This window comes from Desulfatiglans parachlorophenolica (assembly GCF_055394735.1).
Window position 1 is genome coordinate 809,104 of the sequence record NZ_AP042460.1, and the last position, 19,023, is coordinate 828,126.

The following is a 19,023-nucleotide window of genomic DNA, read 5'->3' on the forward strand; positions in this document are numbered from 1 at the left end:
AAATGGTCTTTTTTGCCAATCTCGGCGTCAATCTGCACATTTGCTTGTGCGGCGACCACCAGGTCGCCTCCGCGCAAACGCTTGATTTCCTTGATATTGGCAAAAAATCCTCATTTCCGGATTGGAAACTGGGTTGTACCGGGAAATCATTTCCGGATGGAGACTAGCTATGAGCGTCGGACAAATCTATATGTTTGAAATTACGATATTATATCTCTAAAACCAAGCGATTTTCCGTTTTAGAATGCCCTTTTTGGGGTATAAAAGGCGACTTTGAGCAGGTGATGGGATTGCGGTTTTCGAGGTTTGGTTTTCCCTGCCATAAAGGGTCTCCATCTGCTGAAAAATTCCGGCCATCCCTGCCTGGACATGACCGTCGTTTGCATGAAATTTGTTCGCAAGGTTTGATCTGCACCCCTATTTTGTAACGGCCGATATTGCCTCCGCGAACCAAACGTCCTGAATGTTCCGCCTTATCGAGGAGTCTACAATGAGGACTATCCAGTCCTTAGAGCAAGTTTTTTTGGTAGAAATAGCGGATTTAAAGGGATAAAAGGGTAGAATTTATGTGTTTTTACTATTCCTTTCATATGGTTAGCCTTGTCCGACCCGTTTTATACGTTCTATCGCGCGGATCAAACAAGAGGGGGGAACTATGAAAAAGGAGGTGTTCATCATCTCGGCCGTACGTTCGCCGATCGGAGACTTCGGAGGTGCGTTGCGCGCCGTCGCTCCGATCGACCTGGCTGTTCCGGTTGTCAAGGCTGCACTCGAGAGGGCTAACCTGCAAGGGGAAAAGGTGGGCAAAGTCATTTTGGGGAACACGCTGTCTCCGCTGAACCCGAACATCGCCAGAGGGGTGGCTATCAGGAGCGGCATTCCCGCCGATAGGCCCGCCTTCAGTGTGCACTGCGCCTGCGCCAGCGCCATGCAGGCGCTGATCAGCGGGGCATCGGCCCTCGTTCTCGGCGAGGCCGAGACTGCGTTGGTGGGCGGTGTGGAATCCATGAGCAACGCGCCGTATGTCATCCCGAGCATGAGATGGGGGCAGCGTCTTCGCCACGCCCAGGCGACGGACCTCCTGTGGTGGGGGATGCAGGAGGATCCCGTCATGGGGGGGATGGGCGTCGCAGCGGATTTTCTTGCCGGCGAATACGGCATCTCGAGGGATGAACAGGATGAATTCGCGGCCCTTTCGCACGCCAGGGCGGTGGCGGCCCGATCGGAGGGCCGCTTTGGAAGCGAGATCGTTCCGATTGCCGTGCGGGCTAAATCCGGAGAGATGCTTGTGACGGAGGATGAGCACCCCAGAAAGGATGCGACGTTCGATAAGCTCAGGACCTTGCCCCCGGCTTTCTCGCGGGAGGGGACGGTCACCGCCGGCAACGCGAGCGGCATCAACGACGGGGCATCCGCCATCGTGCTCGCGACAAAGGAGGGCTGCGAAAAACACGGTTTGACGCCGCTGGCAAAGATCGGCCCGTGGTCCGTCAAGGCTGCAGAACCGCGCTATACGGGTGTGGCTCCTGTGCCGGCCATCCAGGAGGTCATGAGGCTTTCGGACCTGGAGGCGCAGGATCTGGATCTGATCGAGATCAACGAGGCTTTCGCCTCCTATTATCTAGCCTGCGAAAAGGTGCTGAAGCTGGACAGAAGCAAGGTCAATGTCAACGGGAGCGGCATCTCCCTGGGGCATCCGGTGGGGGCGACGGGAGCCAGGCTGGTCGTTACGATGCTGCACGAGTTGATCCGACGGAAGGCGGATATCGGACTGGCGAGCCTGTGTGCAGGTGGCGGTATGGGATATGCTCTGCTTGTGAGATGCGATTTCAGGGCATAGTCGGACGTTGAGGGCCGGCGGCGTCGGGCTTCGCTGTGCGGACGGAGGGAAAGGACAATCGAGATGACCATTGCAGGCTGGACGAAAGAACATCTTCATGGGGTTTGCGTCATAGGATTTCGGGCAGATGGGGATTCGTCGATATCGATTGAAATATACAGAAATCTGATCAGGGAAATCATCCAGGAAGCGCACAACCCGCGGATCGGGGCCGTACTCCTCCACGGCGAACCGGACCGCTTTTGCTTCGGAATGAATATCAATGAACTCCAGCTGCTTAGGACGGATTACGCCACGCGTGGCACGACCTCGGTGGTCCAGGATCTCTTGACCGAACTCGAGACGGCACCCGCGGCCCTTGTGTGCGCGATAGACGGACCGTGCCTCGGCGGGGGATTGGAACTCGCCCTGACCTTTCACATACTCATGGCGACCCCGTCTTCCTCTTTCGGATTGCCGGAAGTCAGGCTGGGGACCATCCCTTCGTTCGGCGGCACCCAGCGCCTCGCGCGGGTCATCGGCCGCCAAAGGGCGTTGAACGCCATCTTGACGGGGGATCTTTTTTCGGCTGAGGACGCACACCGCTGGGGCCTTCTGAGGGCAGTCCTGCCCAGGGAAAAACTGATGTCGGAGGCCCTGAGGACTGCCGAGCACATTGCGAGGCTTTCCCGTGGAGCCGTTGAGGCGGTTGTAACCGCGGTCACCAGAGGCCTCGACGGCTCGTTGCAGGAGGGCCTTGCCCTTGAGAGCAGGCTGTCTTCGAGGCTTGCAGGGGGCGCGGACCTCGAAGAGGGCATTGCGGCCTTCCTGAGCAGGCGACGCCCGCAATTCCCTTCTGTTTCAGAGGGTTGATCAGCCCGGGAAGTGCTTTCGGGGATAAGGTCGCACGAGGTCGTGAGGTGGTTGGCTGCGGTGAGAGCGCCAGGACGATGCAACGGCTCTTCAGGGTTGTTTTCTGTCCTGAGGATTTGGACAGGCTTCGGCCTGAATCATGCGTATCGAAAAGCGGGAGCTGAAAGTGATCGAGAAAATTGGCATTATCGGTGGTGGGATCATGGGAGGCGGCCTGGTGCGTCACTTCCTGGGGAAGGGCTTCAGAGTGGTGTTGGTCGAAGCCGACGAGAGCCTTGCACAAAAGGGCCGGGCGAGGCTCGAGAAGAGCTGGCGAACCGAGATCGGGAAGGGGAGGCTGAGCGAAGAGCAGGCTGCTGCATGGCGTGAAAACTTTCAGGCCGGGAGCGGGCTGGACCGGCTCGAAGGGATGGATGTGGTCATCGAGGCTGTGAGCGAGGACCTTGCGCTCAAGCAGGGGCTGCTCTCACGGCTTGAAAAGCATGTCGGCCCAGAGGCGGTGATCTGCAGCAATACGAGCGCCATCCCCATTTCTGCGATAGCGGCAGCCCTCTCGGTGCCGGGCCGGTTCCTGGGAACGCATTTTTTCAACCCTCCCCATGTCATGCCGCTCGTCGAATTGGTCCCCGGGATGGATACCTCCCCGGAGGTCGTGGAGCTGATCAGCGCCTTCTTGTCCTCGGCGGGCAAGAAGGTCGTCCGGATCAAGGAGTGCCCGGGGTTCCTCGTCAACCGGATCCTGGGGGCCTTCATGAACGAGGCCATGTGGCTGCTTCAGGACGTGGCGGGCATCCGGGAACTGGATGCGTGCGCAAGGGAGATCGGGCTGCCGATGGGGCCCGCGACCCTTGGGGACATGGTGGGCTGGGACGTGATCCACGCGTCCAATCGGACGCTCGAGATGTACTACGGCAAGCGGTTCGAGCTGCCCCCGCTCTTCGAGGAGATTCGCTCGAGGCAGCGTTATGGGGCCAAGTCAGGCAAGGGCTTCTACGATCACACGCAGACGCCCCCGGAAATGACCTCCGATCTTGCGCCCGCCTCGCGCAGCCTGGACGCCAAGGACCTCGACCTGGTCAGGACCCGTCTGCGCTCGGCCATACTCGCCGAAGGGATCCGCTGCCTTGACGAGGGGCTCGCGACGTCCGGGGATATCGACTTGGCCATGACCCTGGGGGCTGGGTTTCCCAAAGGCCCCTTGGCGTGGGCGGATCAGATCGGGCTGGAGGTCGTCACGGATGAACTGCTGCGCCTGTCGGAGGCTCTGGGTCCCAGGTTCTGGCCCGCGCCAGTCATCCGGATCCACGTGCTCGCGGGTTACAAAGGTCTGTCATCGGGCAGGGGGCTTGTCGGGGTCTACTGACAGGCAGACCGGGAGACCGCGGATCATCCCCTGCAGGAAGCGGGTAGGGGTGGATGTGCCGGGGGGACGAAGGATGGCCTCGGGCGGCGTGTAGTCTTCAAAATTCCGGAGGACGCCTATGTGGCCTTGCCTCCGAAGTGAAGGCCGAGCGGTAGAATCTGGTGAAGGAAATTCTCATTTCCGGATGGAAACCAGGCAGCCTCGTAATTCAGTTTTAACTTGAACGGTGTACCCGCGGCGCTACGGGCAGCGGCGCGAATGTGAGGAAGGACGGTTGGGGAGAATTTGCTCATGATTACTGCAGGAATCGATTGCGGCGCCAAGAATACGAAAACGGTGATTCTGGATGATGGTAAGATCCTTGCCAAGGCCCAGGTGCCGACGGGATTCGACCAGGGCAAAGCGGTTCGAGAAGCGTTCGAGACGGCCGTCAAGGCTGCCGGCATCGCAGGAAGGGACGTCGAGCGAATCGGCGCGACCGGTTCGGGGAAGGACGTTGTTGAAATGGCCGAGAAAAAAATCAATGACATCAAGGCCATGGCCAAAGCGGCGAACTACTTTTTCCCGAGTGCCAGGACCGTTGCGGATGTGGGGGCCGAGGCAGGCAGGGTAGCCAAGATCGATGAAAACGGAAATGTCTTAGACTTCGCAATCAACGAAAAGTGCGCTGCAGGGGCCGGCTCCTTTATCGATGCCATGGCGCGGGCGCTGGAAGTGACGGCCGAGGAGATGGGGGCCCTTTGCAGGAAATCGGAGAAGAAGATCTCCATGAGTGCGCAGTGCGCGATTTTTGCAGAGTCCGAGGTGGTCGGGCTCATCCACGCGAAAGCCGCCAAAGCCGATATCAGCAGGGCCATCCACGATGCCGTGGCGAGCCGGGTCGTTTCCATGATTCGGCGGGTGGGTGTCAACGAGGACATCGTGTTGCTCGGCGGTCTGGGGCGCAACCCGGGTTTCGTCGATGCTATGGTGCGCGAGTTGGAGATCGACAAGATCCTGATCCCGCCCGAACCCGAGTATGGCGCCGCTGTGGGTGTTGCTCTGGCTGTCTACGAAGAAGAAAGGGGAAGAGTGGATGGCTGTGGCTCCATGAGGGAGAAGATCCCGCCCCAATCCGAGCATGGAGCCGGTGTAAGTGCCGCCTTGGCGGCGTCCGAAGAAGTCCGGAGCATAGTCGATGGCTGTGGTTCCCGTAAGGAAACGGAGGTTTCCGAGGAAAAGAAGCAGGAATTTTGGAGATGGACGGAATCTACCTGGAGGAATCCGGACGTTGACTGGAAAAAGGCCCGGTACATTACCGTTGGCGTCGACGTAGGCTCGGTGAGTTCGCAGGCCGTGATCATGGCGGATGAGACCATCCTGGCATACAGCAACACACGGACGGGTTCCAACAGCCCCGACAGCGGCGCCAAGGCGTTGAGGTTAGCCCTGGAGGCTGTCGGGGATATGCCGGAAGGCCGGATAGATTATACCGTCGGCACGGGGTACGGCCGTGTCAGCATGTCTTTTGTGGATCGTACCCTCACCGAGATCGCCTGCCACGCCCGTGGCGCCAACTTCATTTACGGGCCCGAGGTGCGGACCGTTTTGGATGTCGGTGGTCAGGACATAAAGGCTATCAGGTGCGATGAAAAGGGAAAAGTCACGAACTTCCTCATGAACGACAAATGCGCTGCCGGTACAGGGCGGGGGATGGAGGTCATTGCCGACCTCCTCGGGGTGCCGATCGCCGAAGTAGGGGACCGTTCGTTCCAGGTGGAAAAGGAACCGAAAGCCGTCTCCAATACTTGTGTTGTGTATGCCAAATCGGAAGCCATCAGCTTGTTGCGCAAAGGTTGGACGATCAACGAGGTGTTGGCGGCATACTGCCGCGCGATGGCCGAGCGGATCTATTCCCTGCTCGAACGTGTGGGCATAGCGCCGGGCTTTGCGGTCACCGGCGGCATGGCCAAGAACAGGGGCGTTATGGACCGTCTGATGCCGATGATCGGCCTCGAGCGGATGCAAACCACTTGGGACACCCAGATCGCCGGTGCAGTAGGCGCCGCACTCTTCGCCCAGAGGGGTCGGACCAATCTCCCAGAGGGGTCGGACCAATCTATCTGTTTGAAATCGCATTCTTATCATGTCTAAGAAGCGCATTTTTCGGCCTTAGAAGTGGGTTTTTAAAGTCGAAATGCTCGGTTTAAGCAATTTGCACTTTTCGAGACATAGACTTACTTGCCGGATAAATTTTCCAACCAATCTGGCGTGGGCTCTACCCCGCTTATGGCAACTTTGATCTCACGGCCTGATCCTTATCCCCATGGCCCGTTACTGAAATTTATACATTAAATAAACGATCTAATAATCTGGGATTAAACGTCTTTCTCGCTATTTGGCGAGCCGATTCCTTATCGCTTAGATTGGGTTTTTTCTGGTTCAAATAGCGCGTTTAAGCAAATAAAAGGGTCTGATTCGATAGTTTAATCAAGTCTATTCAAATGTTTAGCTTGGTCCGACCCCTTTGATCCTTGCTGTGACCTCTTCCAAAGTGCCCATGAAGGGCCCCGGGCGCTCCATTTTGATGGATGTCAGGGCTGCTGCGAACTTGAGGGATTCGGCTACGTCGTGGTCCAGCCTCCGGGAAAGGTAGGCGCCGAAGACCGTGTCTCCGCGCCCGGTGCGCCCGGTCGTGTTACGGTTTGAAAACCCTTCGAAGTAGCTTTTGCCGCGATGGCGCACCAGGACACCCTCGGAGCGGGTGATAACGGTTTCGGCGCATCCCCACTCTTCGAATCGGGCCCCGGCCTCTTCGGGATCGTCCGTTCCGGTCAGCAGTTGCGCTTCAACCATGTCGACCTTGAGCCTTTCGACCAGGCTCAGGATGTCCATTTTCCTGGGCGCATCCTTGAAGGAAATCCTCCGCGTTACCGGATCGACTTGGCGCACAAAGCTCTGCATATCGACCGACACACCGCAACCTCTCTCGCGAGCATGCTCAAGCAGGTCGAAAGCGAAATCCTGATCGGTCAATCCGGCAAAGTGCATCCAGTGCGTTTCGATCGCGGGCATTTCGTCGACGGCGATGAAGCCGGCGCTGCGCGGTTGGATCATCTCCCGCTCATCGACGTTCGGCGTCGGGTGGACGACCCGCATCGCCGTGGTCTGTGGTGCTGGAATGCGGAAGATGTCGATTCCGGCCTTTTTCACAGGGTCGAGAAGATGTCGGTCGGCTTCGTGCATCTTGGTGATCAGGGCGATGCGTTTCCCGGCCGGGGCTGCCGCGATGGCGCTGAAGAAGGCTGAGCCGCCGGTGGCAAAGCGGACTTGACCTTCGAAGGGAACGATCTCGTCGTATGAGACGTGGCCCACAAATGCGATATCATAACCGTCCATTTGCAGATCCTTTCCCGGATAAGAGCCCGGATAATAGAACAGAAATTAAGGTGAAAAGCGGATACTCCAGGATTTTTATCAGAAAAGGGACCATGACTGAAGGATTAATTGCCGCGACCTGTTCGGGTCCGGTCTTGCCATTTTCGGGTTAAGAGGATAGAGTCGCTCATGTCCGGTCCAACGTGAGACCCCATTCCTTTTCCGCAGGAGGACAAGCCCGTGGATGACGACGATCTTAGACCCTATTGCAGGAAAGCCATAAGTGCCGGAGCGACCGATGCAAAGGTGATTCATCCCGGCAGCGTCGTAACCGCCCCCTGGGTGAGGATGAAATGCCAGTTTGGGTGTCCTGGCTACGGAATGCGGTACTCATGTCCTCCGGATACGCCGACCCATGACCAGATGCGTACGGTCCTCGATCAGTACAGGCGAGTGATCCTGTTTCACAGAGAAGCTGCGCATGAAGCGGGGCAAAGCAGGATCAAAACGACGCGGAGGTACCTGGATGAATTGGTGACGTTGGAAGGTGAAATGTTCAAGGATGGTTATTATCAGACACTTGTTTTGCTCGAGGGCCCGTGCCACCTGTGCGAGGCATGTGAGAAGCTGAAAGGAGCGCCCTGCCGTTTCCGGGATCGTGCAAGACCGGCCATGGAGGCGTGCGGGATCGACGTCTACCAAACCGCTCGGAACAACGGGTTTTTCATTAAACCTTTGAGGGAAAAGGCGGAAACACAGAATCTTTATTGCTTGATGCTGGTCGATTGAGATATCGAATAGTGGAGAAACTGCACAAGGAAAAGGGGAAAACGCTGATGGATAAGAGCGAACCAAATGAGCTTGCCGATGATTTTGCGGCACTCTTAAGGCCTACAATCGCCCTTGATTTCGACCACCCGGATGTTCAACGAACGACGAAAGATCTGATATCCAACTGTAAAGACGCTACCGAAAAGGCCATTCGGCTCTTTTATTTCGTGAGGGACGAAATCCGCTACAGCCCCTACATGATATCTGTTTTCTTGGAGGATTTCAAGGCTTCTCGCATCCTTGCGTGGAAAAAGGGCTATTGCGTCCAGAAGGCTGTGCTTCTCGCGGCGATGGGAAGAGCTGCCGGCATTCCGTCGCGGCTGGCGTTCGCGAAGATCAAAAATCACCTTATGCCTCAGCATATATTGGAACTGACGAAAAGCAATGTGCTGCCTCGACATGGTTATACGCAATTCTTGTTAAACGGTCGCTGGATCGACCTTGCCCCGACCTTCGACAAATCTCTGTCAGAGAAGAACGACCTGCCATTGGTTGAATTCGACGGAAAAAACCATGCCACACTTTCCAGCGTAAATCTCAAAGGCGAGGCATGGATCGAGTACATCGAGAAGTTCCCCCCATACGCCGATCTCCCGTTTGACTGGATCGTCGAGAAAACCTCGCAGTTGGTCGGAAACGACAAGCGTCCGTGGTTAACCAGATCCTCGGCACCATAGATGAGGCTGTTTCGAACGTCGACCGGAGGGTGAGACGGATGCGTACGCCTCTAACGCGGCAGGCGGCGCTGTGTTTCCCTGTGGTCGTGAGCGCTGGATGTGCCGGTAACGATGTCCCTGGACTGCTTGAAACATGAATCATGTGGGTCCGATGCATACGGAAACTGTTGACACCATCATCGTCGGTGGAGGCCTGAGCGGAATTTACGCCGCGAGCCTCCTTGCCGGGATGCAAGAGTCTTTTGTAATCCTTGAAGCTCGTCCGCGGGTTGGCGGCAGGATCCTTAGCCCTGAACATGAGGGGTTTTTCTCCGATCTGGGGCCTTCATGGTATTGGCCTGAAATCCATCCCAGAATGGCGTATCTCATCCAAGACCTGGGCCTTGAGGGCTACCCCCAGTATGATCGTGGCTTGGGTCGTTTCGAGCGCTTCAACGGCATAGTTCAGACCGTCAGAGGCTATGCCATGGAGCCGCCTTCCTTCCGCCTTGTGGGGGGCATGATGGCTCTGATCCGGAAACTCTGCGAGCGGATTCCAGAAGTTGCCATCCGCCTGAATCACCCCGTCTGTCGCATCGAGAAAACGCAGAATGGTGCTGTGGTAAGCGTCGGCGATCTGGATCAGGAGCCGAGGGTGCAGCTCGAGGCCGGTAAGGTGATTCTTGCCCTGCCGCCACGGCTCGCTGCGGCTACCATTCTATTCGAACCGGAGCTTTCCCATGAGCTGTCTCAGGCCATGCTGAAAGTGGGCACATGGATGGCGGGTCAGGCGAAATTCTGCGCTCTTTACGAAAAGCCTTTCTGGCGCGAGGCCGGCCTTTCGGGTGAGGCCTTCAGCGAGCGCGGGCCGCTGGGCGAGATCCACGACGCGTCCAACGACGGGTGCGGACCTTACGGCCTGACCGGGTTTGTCGGCATCCCGGCCGTACAGCGGACCCGGCAGGATGTCCTGATCGAGGCCATTTTAGTCCAGCTTGCTTCCTTGTACGGCATGGCTGCTTTGGAGCCAGCCGCCTTTTTCTACCGTGATTGGGCCCGTGAACGTTTTACTGCTACACCATATGATCAGCCCCCGATGACCGAACACCCTGTTTATCATCCACCGGTGGGCCGAACCGCTGTCTGGGGCGGCACCATCCACTTCGCGGGTACGGAAACCGCCCCCGAACATGGGGGTTACCTCGAAGGCGCCTTGGCCACCGCCGAACGTGCAGTTTTCGGCGGGTCGGACCAAGGTAATATAATGATATTAAAAGATATTGAGCGTTAAAAGAGCCGAATTCTAAGCTTAGAGGGATCATTTTGGCCTAAAAAAGACGCGTTTAAGATTCTTGGGTGTTTAGGCAGGCCCGAGCAAGCCAGTTCCCATCGGAAAATGGTCATGTTCAGGCTAAGACGTGATGTTTGCAAGATCCATTGCTGCGGAGCTTCGTTCGGAGATGAATGTCCAGCATGAAGAAGTTCCCAACGGAATGTGTCAATGAAAATGAGACACGCCATGCGATAAATTACTGTACCCCCGCATCGCTCGCCGACGGTTTGTTGATCCATACGGCATCGGGTAAGGGGGTAGGTTGTGGTACGATGCCCTTGAACCTTTTGGGAAAACGCTGGAAGGCCTCAAAGAGGACTTCTTGGCGTTGTTTCTGAATGGTCTGGGCATGGCCGTAGTGAAGGCTTTGCGGTGTCATCATGGCGATCCCGGAATGATGGTGGTGCTTGTTGTACCAGTTAAAGAAGAACCGGCAAAACGCCGTGGCATCCTCGATAGAACCGAATGTGCCTGGAAATTGCGGGCAGTATTTCAGTGTCTTGAACTGGGATTCTGAATAGGGGTTATCGTTGCTGACGTACGGCCGGCTGTGGGTCTTGGTAACGCCCAAATCAGCCAGAAGTTGAGCGACGGCCTTAGATTTCATGCTGGAGCCGCGATCAGCGTGCAGCGTCAGTGTTCCAGGTTCGATGTTCTGTTTGATGCAGGTTTCCTCGATCAGGTGTTTGGCCAATTCACTACTTTCATGGGGGGCTACCAACCAACCAACGACATAGCGGCTGAAAATATCTATGATGACATACAGGTAAAGATAAGTCCATTTTTGCGATGTTTTGAGTTTAGTAATATCCCAGGAGTAGACCTGATTCGGACCTGTAGCCAGTAATTCAGGTTTTTCGTAATGTGGTCGTTGCACCTGACGACGACGCTCTTTGACATCACCGTGTATTTCCCTGATGAATCGGTACATGGTGCTTACAGAGCACAAGTATTGCCCATCATCAAGAAGATTGGTATAGATCTGATGTGGTGCCATGTCCTGAAAACGCTCCGAATGCAACACGTCGATCACGGCCTGCTTTTCTGCGGGCATCAAGGCCAAAGGCGGAGCAGGCGAGCAGATCTTTTCCATGGGAGTGTCGTTGTTCGAGGTGTGACGGTAAAAAGTGGCACGAGAAACGCTCAATGCGCTGCAGGCGGATTTTATCCCCACTGTCCGATGGAGATTCTGTGCCACAATCATGAGATCCTTCCGCTGCCCTTGTCCTGGTCTTGAGGGATCCCCAGGATCTCTGAAATTTTTTTTTGAACTTCGATGATGGTTTCAGCTTTGTGCAGCTTCTCTTTGAGTTTCCGATTCTCCTTTTCGAGCTGCGCAACGCGTGGTGCCAACGGATTTTTCTCGATCTCTTTGCGGCCGCGTTTCTTCGGTTGAAGTGCGTGCAGCATCCCCTCTTCCCGCTGGCGCCGCCAACAGGTCAGATTCGAAGAGTAAAGCCCTTCACGGCGAAGCAGGGAGGCCACTTCTCCGGGTTCAGAGCACTTGTCGACCTCTGCAAGCATACGCAGCTTGTATTTGGCAGTAAAATTGCGGCGCCGTTTTCTCGCGACAACCTCGGGGTCTGGAGGCTCGACCGCTTCAAGCCCTGTGGGTGACCCGGTCGCCCCTAGGGCGACCGGGTCACCCACAGGGCCCATTTCCTCAACCCTGGACCTTTTCAATGCAATTTGCGTTAGCTTCTTCATGGCTTAAAACCTTACCCGCCCTACACTAAATTTTCAAGGGGGGCGTGTCTCACCCACATTGACACAGAGGGAATCCGGAGTTGAGGATTTTTTTCAAAGCTTCGGCTGCTCAGCACCGCCCTTGGCACTGAGCAGCCGAAGCCCGCTAAAAAATATTCATCCCCGGCTGGAAGTTGGTTCGTTCGGACCCGTTTGGGACACCTGGGAATTTTTAAACTTACTGGTCTCTTTTTTGGGCCGAAATGGCCATTCTAAGCTTCAAATAAAGCGTTTTTTTAGGGCATTAATTCGTAATATCAGCCAATTAGCTTGGTCCGACCCCTTAGAATGCGATGGCGAGCTGGGTGGTGAGGAGATCTCTTCGGTCGCCGTTATCGAACTCGCCGCGCAGGTATTCGAGAGAGAGCGCCGTGTTGGCGAAGAGGTTGTAGGTGATAGCCGCGCCGTATTGCTTTTCGGGCTGGAACGCCGCCAGGTCTTTGCTCCCTTCGTACTTGACGGCCACGGTCACGTCGGCGATGGGGACCAGAGCGAACTCGATATTCCATGCCTGCGGTTTTGCGGCAAGGCCCCCGTCGAAGCTCAGTTCTCCCGCCTCAAAATGTTCCAGAGCGCCCAAGTATTCGCATTCGAGGAAGATCCTCTCCCGAAATGCGAGACTCACGAAAGCCCCCAGACCGCCGACATAATCTTCGATTTGCCCCGATGTCTCGCCTTCGAGCCCATCGCTGTCCGCGATGTTGCTGATGTAGGCAGCGCCGGCGACCAGCCCAAAATCGGGAATGATCTCTTCGGGAAGGGTGTAGGCAACGCTCCCGACAAACGTGTCGACGTGATTGTCATCGCCGATCTTATCCACATCTCCATTGAACACGGCTACGGACAATTCAAAGAGATCATTGGTAAATCCAGCGCTGACAGCACTTTCCCTCGTTTCGCCGATCTCGAGCGTCAAGGGGTCGCTGATGAAATGGGTTTCATAGTATCCAAAGGGTACGTACATTTTTCCTGCTTTGAGATAGAGGGGCACCACATCCTCTCCATCAAGGGTGATATAGCCCTCGTCCATATCCACCGGTTCCGTTGCATCTTCTTCCCAGAGAAAAAGGACGTGTCCGCTGACATGCTTCGCGATATCTACATCGATACCCAATTCTACGGTTGAAAGGATAATGTCGCTCACATCTTCATCGGCCACGGCCGGATCCGAGTAATTCACCTTTCCATAACCGGCCTCGGCCTCGATCAACCCGCTCAAGGTAACCCTTTCCGCCCATTTGCCTGGAAGCGTCTTTTCTTTCAGCTGTTCCTCGATTCTGCGAATTCTCTCCGGCAGACCTTCGCTTTCAGCGGGGGCTGCCCGACCAGTCTCCTGTTGTTTTACATCTGCTGCGGCGGTGGGCTGAAGTTGTTCTTCGAGTTGTTGCACCCTTTTCTTCATGGCCTCCAGTTCCTGCATCAGTTCCTCATTGGACAATTCCGCCGCGGATGACGGAATCGCCGCTAAAGTGCAGCATAACAACACGAGCATGAAACCCATTGTCAACAATACTTTTTTCAACTCTTTCCTCCCTGTAAGCTGGTTGTGATGGGATTTATCGTTGGTATGGAATGCCGGATAAGATGTCCGGCATCACATTCGCATTCGGACGGTGTTCTACCGTCATTGCATATCTCTGGCCTGCACCCAGATAACGGCGTCTTGGGAAAGCTCCTTGCTGTTCAAGGTTTTCGCGGGGCCGACGCCCAGGGCGCAAAACCCCCACCACCCCTCCCTCGGGATTCCGAAGGTAAACAGGCCATTGGCGTCGGCCTTGATCGTCATGGTCACAAAGGCATCCTGGGGCGCCTTGACCTCAGCCTGCTGCGCAAAGGCGTTTTGGTCCATTTGCGGTTTATGATTCAGATACTCAACCTCGATTTGTGCATACGGCACGGGTTTGCCGTCTCCCTTGACGACGCCCCTGAAAACGTTCCCAGTCCACAGCGCATAGGGCTTGTCGAGCGGAACGATCTCCGCTGCAAGACCGATATCTGCATCCCAGTCTGTCGGGAACCCGCTCGTGTTGACGATGAGTTTGGTGATCTGCTGAATGTAGCAATCTTCCTTTTCTTCAAGGTAAGGTGATGGAATCAGACAGAAGACGTGGTCTCCCATGCCCCGCAGTTCACACGTGGCCTCGTATGCCTTACCGCTGTTTGTAAGGCTTTTCCAGGTGATCGGTTTGAGCTGATGGAGCAGGTCTTGTTTCTTGCCCTTGCGGACTGTAAAGAATTGCTCGGGTTTGCCCATGTCCATGGTGTGTCCCGCCTCGAAGGGGTGGGTAAAGACCAGCTTGAGATTAACGGCGGTCGCTTCCTCGAGGGCCGATTCAGGGGTATAGATCATCTGGAAATGGGCCGCTGCAGGCGCAGCGAACGCAATGCATATCCAGCCGGTTAAAGCGATCAATAGGTTCCGTTTCTTCATTTGAATTTTTCCTTTCCTGTGAATGCGTTTGATTTGAAAAGAATCCCTTTACTCCTCATATTCCTTTTGAACTCTCGACGGTTTCGATATGGAAAGACTTCCCCGGGCGGCGGGACCGGTCGGAAAATTCTTCCTCGAATAGGATCTTCAGATTTTTTCTCCATCGATGGTGACAATATGCCCCGGTCCGGCATCGAATTCGATGGTGTAAGGGACGGTCGGTTTGTCGAAGGTGAACTCGCTGAAATCGTCCATCTTGCCCCCGATGAGCAGTTTCCCGTCTTTGCCGACCACCCGGATCTCGACGCCGCGGGCGGTCGAGCCGTCGGAAAAGCCCCCCTCGCAGGTAATGGAGCCGTCCCCGTTGTCGTAGCAGGAGCAGAGCGCCGTGTGCGCAGATACCCTGCTCCCCATAGAGATCCCCAGTCCAAGGATTGCCATGATGATGATGATGATTTTTCGTGCCGCCATAAAAACGATCCTCCTTTCTTTCCTTAAGTGAATTCGGTTTGGTTTTTGAAAAGACCCATAACGACCGTAAGAGCCAAGGCCAGCCCGTAAAACGCGAACATGGCCTGAAAACCCGAAAGTCCGAGGGCCTTCCCTCCTGAATAAACCAGGGTGGCGACCCCCAGCGCGAGCGCTATCGGATAGATCATGGAAAACAACATCCATTTGACGCCGCCGGCTTGGACCTTGACGGCGATGCTGGCGGCAAGGCAGGGCGGATAGAGCACCATGAAGAGCATCAAGGCGAGCGCGTGGAGGGAGGTCAGATCTCCTTCCTCTCTCGCCATTCGCCGCTCGAGGGTCTCGCCGCTCTCTTCTTGCTCATAGAGTGCGCCCAGGGTGGCGACGCTGCTCTCCTTGGCCGCAAGCGCACTCAGGAGCGCGACGTTGACACGCCAGTTGAAACCGGCGGCGCGTGTGACGGGTTCCAGCCACTTCCCCAGTTGGCCTAGAAGGCTGTTGTCTATCCGTTCTCTGCGCATGGCCTGCAAAAGCCCTTTGCGCGTCTGATAAAGTTTCTTGAACGCCCGGTTCACCTGCCGAGCAAACCTGTCTCCTCCCGGCTGCACAATCAGGAAATACACAGGGTTTTGGAGCGTGAATTCCTTGTCGAGGGTTTCCATCGCCGCTTTGCCGGAAGCCTTCATCCGCGCGTTCTTGTAAGCTTCCCAATAAAAGAGGAGATCCATGACGCTATTTTCGTCGCTCAGGCCTTTGGCGTAGGGTGTGCCGCTAACCTCCATGAAGAAGGCCTCCAGAGCGCCTGCCTTTTGGTCTCGGTAGTGCTCCATTCTCTCCGCGTTCAGCCCGGGAAATTGCAGGAGCACGAACAGGACCACGGCGACGGCCGCGACGATCGTGCCGATTTTCCGAAGAAACAGCCAGACCCGCTCCACCGCGCGCCCCAGAACGGCGCGAAGTGTGGGCAGGTGATAGGGCGGCATCTCCATCACGAAAGGCACCGTTTCCTTGTTCCTCAGGACGGTCAGCGTCAGTATCTTTGCGATGGGCAGCACCAGCAGGAGGCTGATCGTCGAGATGAAGAACATGGCCCAGGCGGCGTGGGCTGCGAAGTAGAGGTTGATCAGCAACACGTAGAGCGGCACCTTTGCGAGGCAGTTGAGGAGCGGGATGATCAGGATGGTTGCGAAACGGGAGCGCTCGTCGGGAATCCCCTTGCAGGCCATGACGCCCGGCACGGCGCAGCCGCCCACGTAGATGCCACCTAGGACCATGGGCAGAGTGGACTGGCCATGGAGACCGAAGCGGCTGAACAGCCGGTCCATGATAAAGGCCATGCGGGGCATGTATCCGCTGTCCTCCAGAATGGCGATCAGGCCGAAGAGGATGAAAAAGATGGGGATGTAGTTCAGGAGAGCGTTGATGCTATCCACGAACCAGAGAGTAAAGGACTGCACCAACGGGATCTCGATGAAGCCTGCCGCCGGCGTGACGGCCTCGGCCAGATCCCGGAGCTTTGCCAGGAGCGGCCAGGTCAAGCCCGTCAGGCGGTATCCCTGGACGATCGACAGGTAGTAGAGAAGCCAGATAACACCGACGAGGATCACTGGCCCCAGAAGTTTGTGGCACAAGAACCGGTCGATGCTGTCGGATAGGGGGCGGGTGGTTGTAGACCGCATTTTGATGGATGTTCCGGCGATGTCCTCGGCCGTCTGATAGCGCCGGTTGGCAATATGTATTTCTGGCATTTCGTCGGAGCGTGCGGTGAAATCTGCCCGCTTCTGCGCTACGGATTCCAGAAAGGCCGTCGGCGCCGGATGATTTTTCTCGATCAGGCGTTGGACTTCGCTGTCGCCTTCCATGAGCTTGATCGCCAGCCATCGGAGGGGGTATTCTTTCCCTAGAGAGGTTTCCGAGGCGAGACTTTCCCGGATTTCACGCAGGCTGGGCTCCATCTCGCCATAGTCGATGCGCGCCCCTCTTTGTGATTCGGTCTTCTCTGAAACGGCGGCGATCGCATCGATCAGCGCGGCTTTTCCCCGGCCGGATTTCATGGATGTGGGGACGACGCGGACCCCGAGCCTCCCGGCGAGGCGCGCGGCATCGATCTCAACCCCGCGCTTTTCGGCGATATCCATCATGTTAAGATTCAGGACGAGTGGAATATTCATCTCTATCAGCTGGAAGGTGAGATAGAGGCATCGCTTCAGGTTGGTGGCATCCATGACGTTGACCACGACCGCCGGCCTTTCATGGAGGATAAAATCCCGCGATATTCGCTCCTCTGGAGAAAAGGACGTCAGGCTGTAGGTGCCGGGCAGGTCCACTACCTCTACCCGGGCACCGTTGTGCCTGTACCAGCCGGACATCTTGTCTACGGTGACACCAGGATAATTGGCGACATGCTGGCTCGCGCCGGTCAGTGCATTGAAGAGGGTGGACTTGCCGCAGTTCGGTTGTCCGGCGAGCACAACGAGGCGTTTCCCGGGCGTTCTCACGACTGTTCCACCTCGATGGATCGGGCCTCCTCGTGACGGAGGCTGATGAAATACCCGCCCAGTTCCACTTCCATGGGGTCTTCCAGGGGGGTGTTGCGGATCACTTTGACCCGCAGCCCGGGATAGACCCCCATGTCCAAAAGCCTTTGCCCCAACTTGTTCCCGGCCGCCAGCTTTCTGATGCGGCATTCGCCCCCCGGCCTTATCTCATCGAGCGTCATCATGATGGTGGTTCCTCCTTCTCCTGAATCCAGAAAAACAAAAGGCGCAGTCCGATACGCATGATGCGTCTCGAGCCGCGCCTTCACTTCCTTCGCGCCCAATAAGCTAGACCGAAGGCCGTAAGACATCTTTTCTAAAGTTAGGGCTACAAAACTATATATATGAACTCTACTTTATCTTTCTGCGTCTCTTTGTCAAGCACTTTTTTTGGGGAAAATTCACCGGGTGAGTGTTTCGTCGCTCGGGGCATTTAGAATAGATCCCGTGCGAACTGGCTGCCGGCCCGATTGATGCGCTTAAACCTGTCACAGACGGTGGCTGCTAATCGGGATCGATCAGCGCCTCCGTCAGCCGCTTTCGCAGCACCTCCAGTGCCTTCGACTTGAAAGACTTTCTGCTTTCCTCCAGGACATCGATGGCCTCCCGGAGGGCTTTTTCGAGTCGGCGTTCCCGCGATCGTTTGGGGCACCGGTCCACGAGTGATTGGAAATGCCGCTCATCCAGCTTTCCTTCCAGCAGCGAAGTGACCAGGCAGCAATGCAGATCGAGGCCCTGCTGGAGTTCTTTGACACTTGTACTGAGCGCGACAACCAGGTCTTTAGGATCTGTCTCCATCTTCTTAGAGTTCCATTGTGATGTTTTAGATTGCTAATAATAGGCCCAAAAAAATGGCCGTCGCGCGAATGATTTTCACTAGACGGTCTATATGTTCTGTTCGGAGCGAGTCTCTTTCACAGAAGTGGTTTGAATCCCCGCCCCGTCATCATTCGGCATCGTCGGTGCCGCGTCCGACCTCGGCAGGGTCGATCTGATGCTTGAACTCACAGGAAAACGAGGTGCTGCGGGCCTGGCATTTTTCCGGTCTGCGGCCGTGCAGACGGTATTCCTCGAAGTAGTTCAGCCAGCTCTCACCCGTCCGCGGGCATGTGCGGATGAACTCGATGAAATCGGTCAGACTGTCGAGGGTTGCGGGGCTGAGGGCATGTTCCATTTTGCAGGCGTCCTCATCGGCGGTGGCCGGTTCGACCCGCAGAATCTCGGTCAAAAACTCCCGCAGAAGCTCATGCCTTCGCCGCATCTCGCTTCCGACCTCGAATCCCTCCCGGGTCAACTCAATATACTCGTATTTCTCGTAGTGGACCATGCCCCGCTCGTTCAATGTCTTCAGCATGCTTGTGACTGTGGGCATTTTGACGTCCATCCGCCTGGCGATGTCCTTTACGCGGATGACCTTCTTGTCCTGGCTAAGGTCGAAAATCGCCTCCAGATAATCTTCCATGACGGAAGTCAAAGGCTTGTCCGCCGCGTTTTCTCTGGTCTGGGCTTCTATCATATCGGCCTCGTTGTTAGATTCCCATAACTATCATTTACCCCACTAATAAACGATACCGGCCAGCTTTGTCAAGCCTTTATTACGCTGACT

The 19,023-nt window shown here is 56.1% G+C and carries 17 protein-coding genes; 8 read left to right on the forward strand and 9 right to left on the reverse strand.

Going from position 1 to position 19,023, the window contains the following annotated elements:
• Window positions 1-2: 2 nt before the first annotated feature.
• The 5 genes from ACZ500_RS03775 (at window position 3) to bzdQ (ending at window position 6,188) form a co-directional block, all read left to right on the forward strand.
• Complete coding sequence (locus ACZ500_RS03775) at window positions 3-167, forward strand: hypothetical protein (protein WP_464231204.1); 165 nt, start codon at window positions 3-5, stop codon at window positions 165-167.
• A gap of 488 nt (window positions 168-655) precedes the next feature.
• Entirely contained in the window at window positions 656-1,840 is a 1,185-nt protein-coding gene (locus ACZ500_RS03780; RefSeq protein ID WP_464231205.1) for a thiolase family protein, read from the forward strand.
• 63 nt (window positions 1,841-1,903) lie between these two features.
• A complete protein-coding gene (locus tag ACZ500_RS03785) occupies window positions 1,904-2,692 on the forward strand; it encodes an enoyl-CoA hydratase/isomerase family protein (protein ID WP_464231206.1) in 789 nt (262 codons plus the stop codon).
• Window positions 2,693-2,831: 139 nt separating this feature from the next.
• Window positions 2,832-4,055, forward strand: a complete 1,224-nt coding sequence (locus ACZ500_RS03790; RefSeq protein WP_464231207.1) for a 3-hydroxyacyl-CoA dehydrogenase — start codon at window positions 2,832-2,834, stop codon at window positions 4,053-4,055.
• 291 nt (window positions 4,056-4,346) lie between these two features.
• A complete protein-coding gene (gene bzdQ / locus ACZ500_RS03795; RefSeq protein ID WP_464231208.1) occupies window positions 4,347-6,188 on the forward strand; it encodes a benzoyl-CoA reductase, bzd-type, subunit Q in 1,842 nt (613 codons plus the stop codon).
• Between the two features lie 354 nt (window positions 6,189-6,542).
• Here the strand turns inward: bzdQ and ACZ500_RS03800 are convergent, their stop codons facing one another.
• Complete coding sequence (locus ACZ500_RS03800) at window positions 6,543-7,433, reverse strand: carbohydrate kinase family protein (protein WP_464231209.1); 891 nt, start codon at window positions 7,431-7,433, stop codon at window positions 6,543-6,545.
• 219 nt (window positions 7,434-7,652) lie between these two features.
• Here ACZ500_RS03800 and ACZ500_RS03805 point away from each other — a divergent pair, with 219 nt between their 5' ends.
• The 3 genes from ACZ500_RS03805 to ACZ500_RS03815 all read left to right on the forward strand — a co-directional run bounded on the left by ACZ500_RS03805 (window position 7,653) and on the right by ACZ500_RS03815 (window position 10,190).
• The gene (locus ACZ500_RS03805; protein ID WP_464231210.1) at window positions 7,653-8,201 is read left to right on the forward strand and encodes a DUF2284 domain-containing protein; all 549 of its coding nucleotides are present in this window, start codon (window positions 7,653-7,655) and stop codon (window positions 8,199-8,201) included.
• A gap of 47 nt (window positions 8,202-8,248) precedes the next feature.
• Window positions 8,249-8,920 (forward strand): transglutaminase-like domain-containing protein, encoded by a 672-nt coding sequence (locus ACZ500_RS03810; RefSeq protein ID WP_464231211.1) that lies wholly within the window; start codon window positions 8,249-8,251, stop codon window positions 8,918-8,920.
• Between the two features lie 151 nt (window positions 8,921-9,071).
• Entirely contained in the window at window positions 9,072-10,190 is a 1,119-nt protein-coding gene (locus ACZ500_RS03815; RefSeq protein ID WP_464231212.1) for a flavin monoamine oxidase family protein, read from the forward strand.
• 238 nt (window positions 10,191-10,428) lie between these two features.
• On the opposite strand, the gene ACZ500_RS03820 is transcribed toward ACZ500_RS03815, so the two are convergent.
• The 8 genes from ACZ500_RS03820 to ACZ500_RS03855 all read right to left on the reverse strand — a co-directional run bounded on the left by ACZ500_RS03820 (window position 10,429) and on the right by ACZ500_RS03855 (window position 18,933).
• Window positions 10,429-11,882 (reverse strand): IS3 family transposase gene (locus ACZ500_RS03820; protein WP_464232989.1). Its coding sequence is split into 2 segments (ribosomal slippage): window positions 10,429-11,492 and window positions 11,492-11,882, totalling 1,455 coding nucleotides; the frame shifts between segments, so codons are not numbered across the junction.
• A 379-nt stretch (window positions 11,883-12,261) separates the two neighbouring features.
• Window positions 12,262-13,416, reverse strand: coding sequence for an LbtU family siderophore porin (locus ACZ500_RS03825; protein ID WP_464231213.1), 1,155 nt, complete (start codon window positions 13,414-13,416; stop codon window positions 12,262-12,264).
• A 186-nt stretch (window positions 13,417-13,602) separates the two neighbouring features.
• On the reverse strand, window positions 13,603-14,409 hold the full coding sequence (locus tag ACZ500_RS03830) for a DUF4198 domain-containing protein (protein ID WP_464231214.1): 807 nt from the start codon (window positions 14,407-14,409) through the stop codon (window positions 13,603-13,605).
• 147 nt (window positions 14,410-14,556) lie between these two features.
• Complete coding sequence (locus tag ACZ500_RS03835; protein WP_464231215.1) at window positions 14,557-14,880, reverse strand: hypothetical protein; 324 nt, start codon at window positions 14,878-14,880, stop codon at window positions 14,557-14,559.
• A 23-nt stretch (window positions 14,881-14,903) separates the two neighbouring features.
• Window positions 14,904-17,378 (reverse strand): ferrous iron transport protein B, encoded by a 2,475-nt coding sequence (gene feoB, locus ACZ500_RS03840; protein ID WP_464231216.1) that lies wholly within the window; start codon window positions 17,376-17,378, stop codon window positions 14,904-14,906.
• Complete coding sequence (locus tag ACZ500_RS03845) at window positions 17,375-17,599, reverse strand: FeoA family protein (RefSeq protein WP_464232990.1); 225 nt, start codon at window positions 17,597-17,599, stop codon at window positions 17,375-17,377. The genes feoB and ACZ500_RS03845 overlap by 4 nt, the downstream gene beginning before the upstream one ends.
• Window positions 17,600-17,921: 322 nt before the next feature.
• Window positions 17,922-18,215, reverse strand: a complete 294-nt coding sequence (locus ACZ500_RS03850; RefSeq protein WP_464231217.1) for a hypothetical protein — start codon at window positions 18,213-18,215, stop codon at window positions 17,922-17,924.
• Between the two features lie 148 nt (window positions 18,216-18,363).
• Window positions 18,364-18,933, reverse strand: a complete 570-nt coding sequence (locus ACZ500_RS03855; RefSeq protein WP_464231218.1) for a metal-dependent transcriptional regulator — start codon at window positions 18,931-18,933, stop codon at window positions 18,364-18,366.
• Window positions 18,934-19,023 lie beyond the last annotated feature (90 nt).

Excerpts from the sequence above, each read along its gene's own strand:
- ACZ500_RS03830 (WP_464231214.1), bottom strand. The coding sequence starts at position 14,409 with ATGAAGAAACGGAACCTATTGATCGCTTTAACCGGCTGGATATGCATT.
- ACZ500_RS03835 (WP_464231215.1), bottom strand. The coding sequence starts at position 14,880 with ATGGCGGCACGAAAAATCATCATCATCATCATGGCAATCCTTGGACTG.
- ACZ500_RS03780 (WP_464231205.1), top strand. The coding sequence starts at position 656 with ATGAAAAAGGAGGTGTTCATCATCTCGGCCGTACGTTCGCCGATCGGA.
- ACZ500_RS03810 (WP_464231211.1), top strand. The coding sequence starts at position 8,249 with ATGGATAAGAGCGAACCAAATGAGCTTGCCGATGATTTTGCGGCACTC.
- ACZ500_RS03775 (WP_464231204.1), top strand. The coding sequence starts at position 3 with ATGGTCTTTTTTGCCAATCTCGGCGTCAATCTGCACATTTGCTTGTGC.
- bzdQ (WP_464231208.1), top strand. The coding sequence starts at position 4,347 with ATGATTACTGCAGGAATCGATTGCGGCGCCAAGAATACGAAAACGGTG.
- ACZ500_RS03785 (WP_464231206.1), top strand. The coding sequence starts at position 1,904 with ATGACCATTGCAGGCTGGACGAAAGAACATCTTCATGGGGTTTGCGTC.
- ACZ500_RS03845 (WP_464232990.1), bottom strand. The coding sequence starts at position 17,599 with ATGACGCTCGATGAGATAAGGCCGGGGGGCGAATGCCGCATCAGAAAG.
- ACZ500_RS03850 (WP_464231217.1), bottom strand. The coding sequence starts at position 18,215 with ATGGAGACAGATCCTAAAGACCTGGTTGTCGCGCTCAGTACAAGTGTC.
- ACZ500_RS03855 (WP_464231218.1), bottom strand. The coding sequence starts at position 18,933 with ATGATAGAAGCCCAGACCAGAGAAAACGCGGCGGACAAGCCTTTGACT.
- ACZ500_RS03790 (WP_464231207.1), top strand. The coding sequence starts at position 2,832 with ATGCGTATCGAAAAGCGGGAGCTGAAAGTGATCGAGAAAATTGGCATT.
- ACZ500_RS03815 (WP_464231212.1), top strand. The coding sequence starts at position 9,072 with ATGCATACGGAAACTGTTGACACCATCATCGTCGGTGGAGGCCTGAGC.
- ACZ500_RS03800 (WP_464231209.1), bottom strand. The coding sequence starts at position 7,433 with ATGGACGGTTATGATATCGCATTTGTGGGCCACGTCTCATACGACGAG.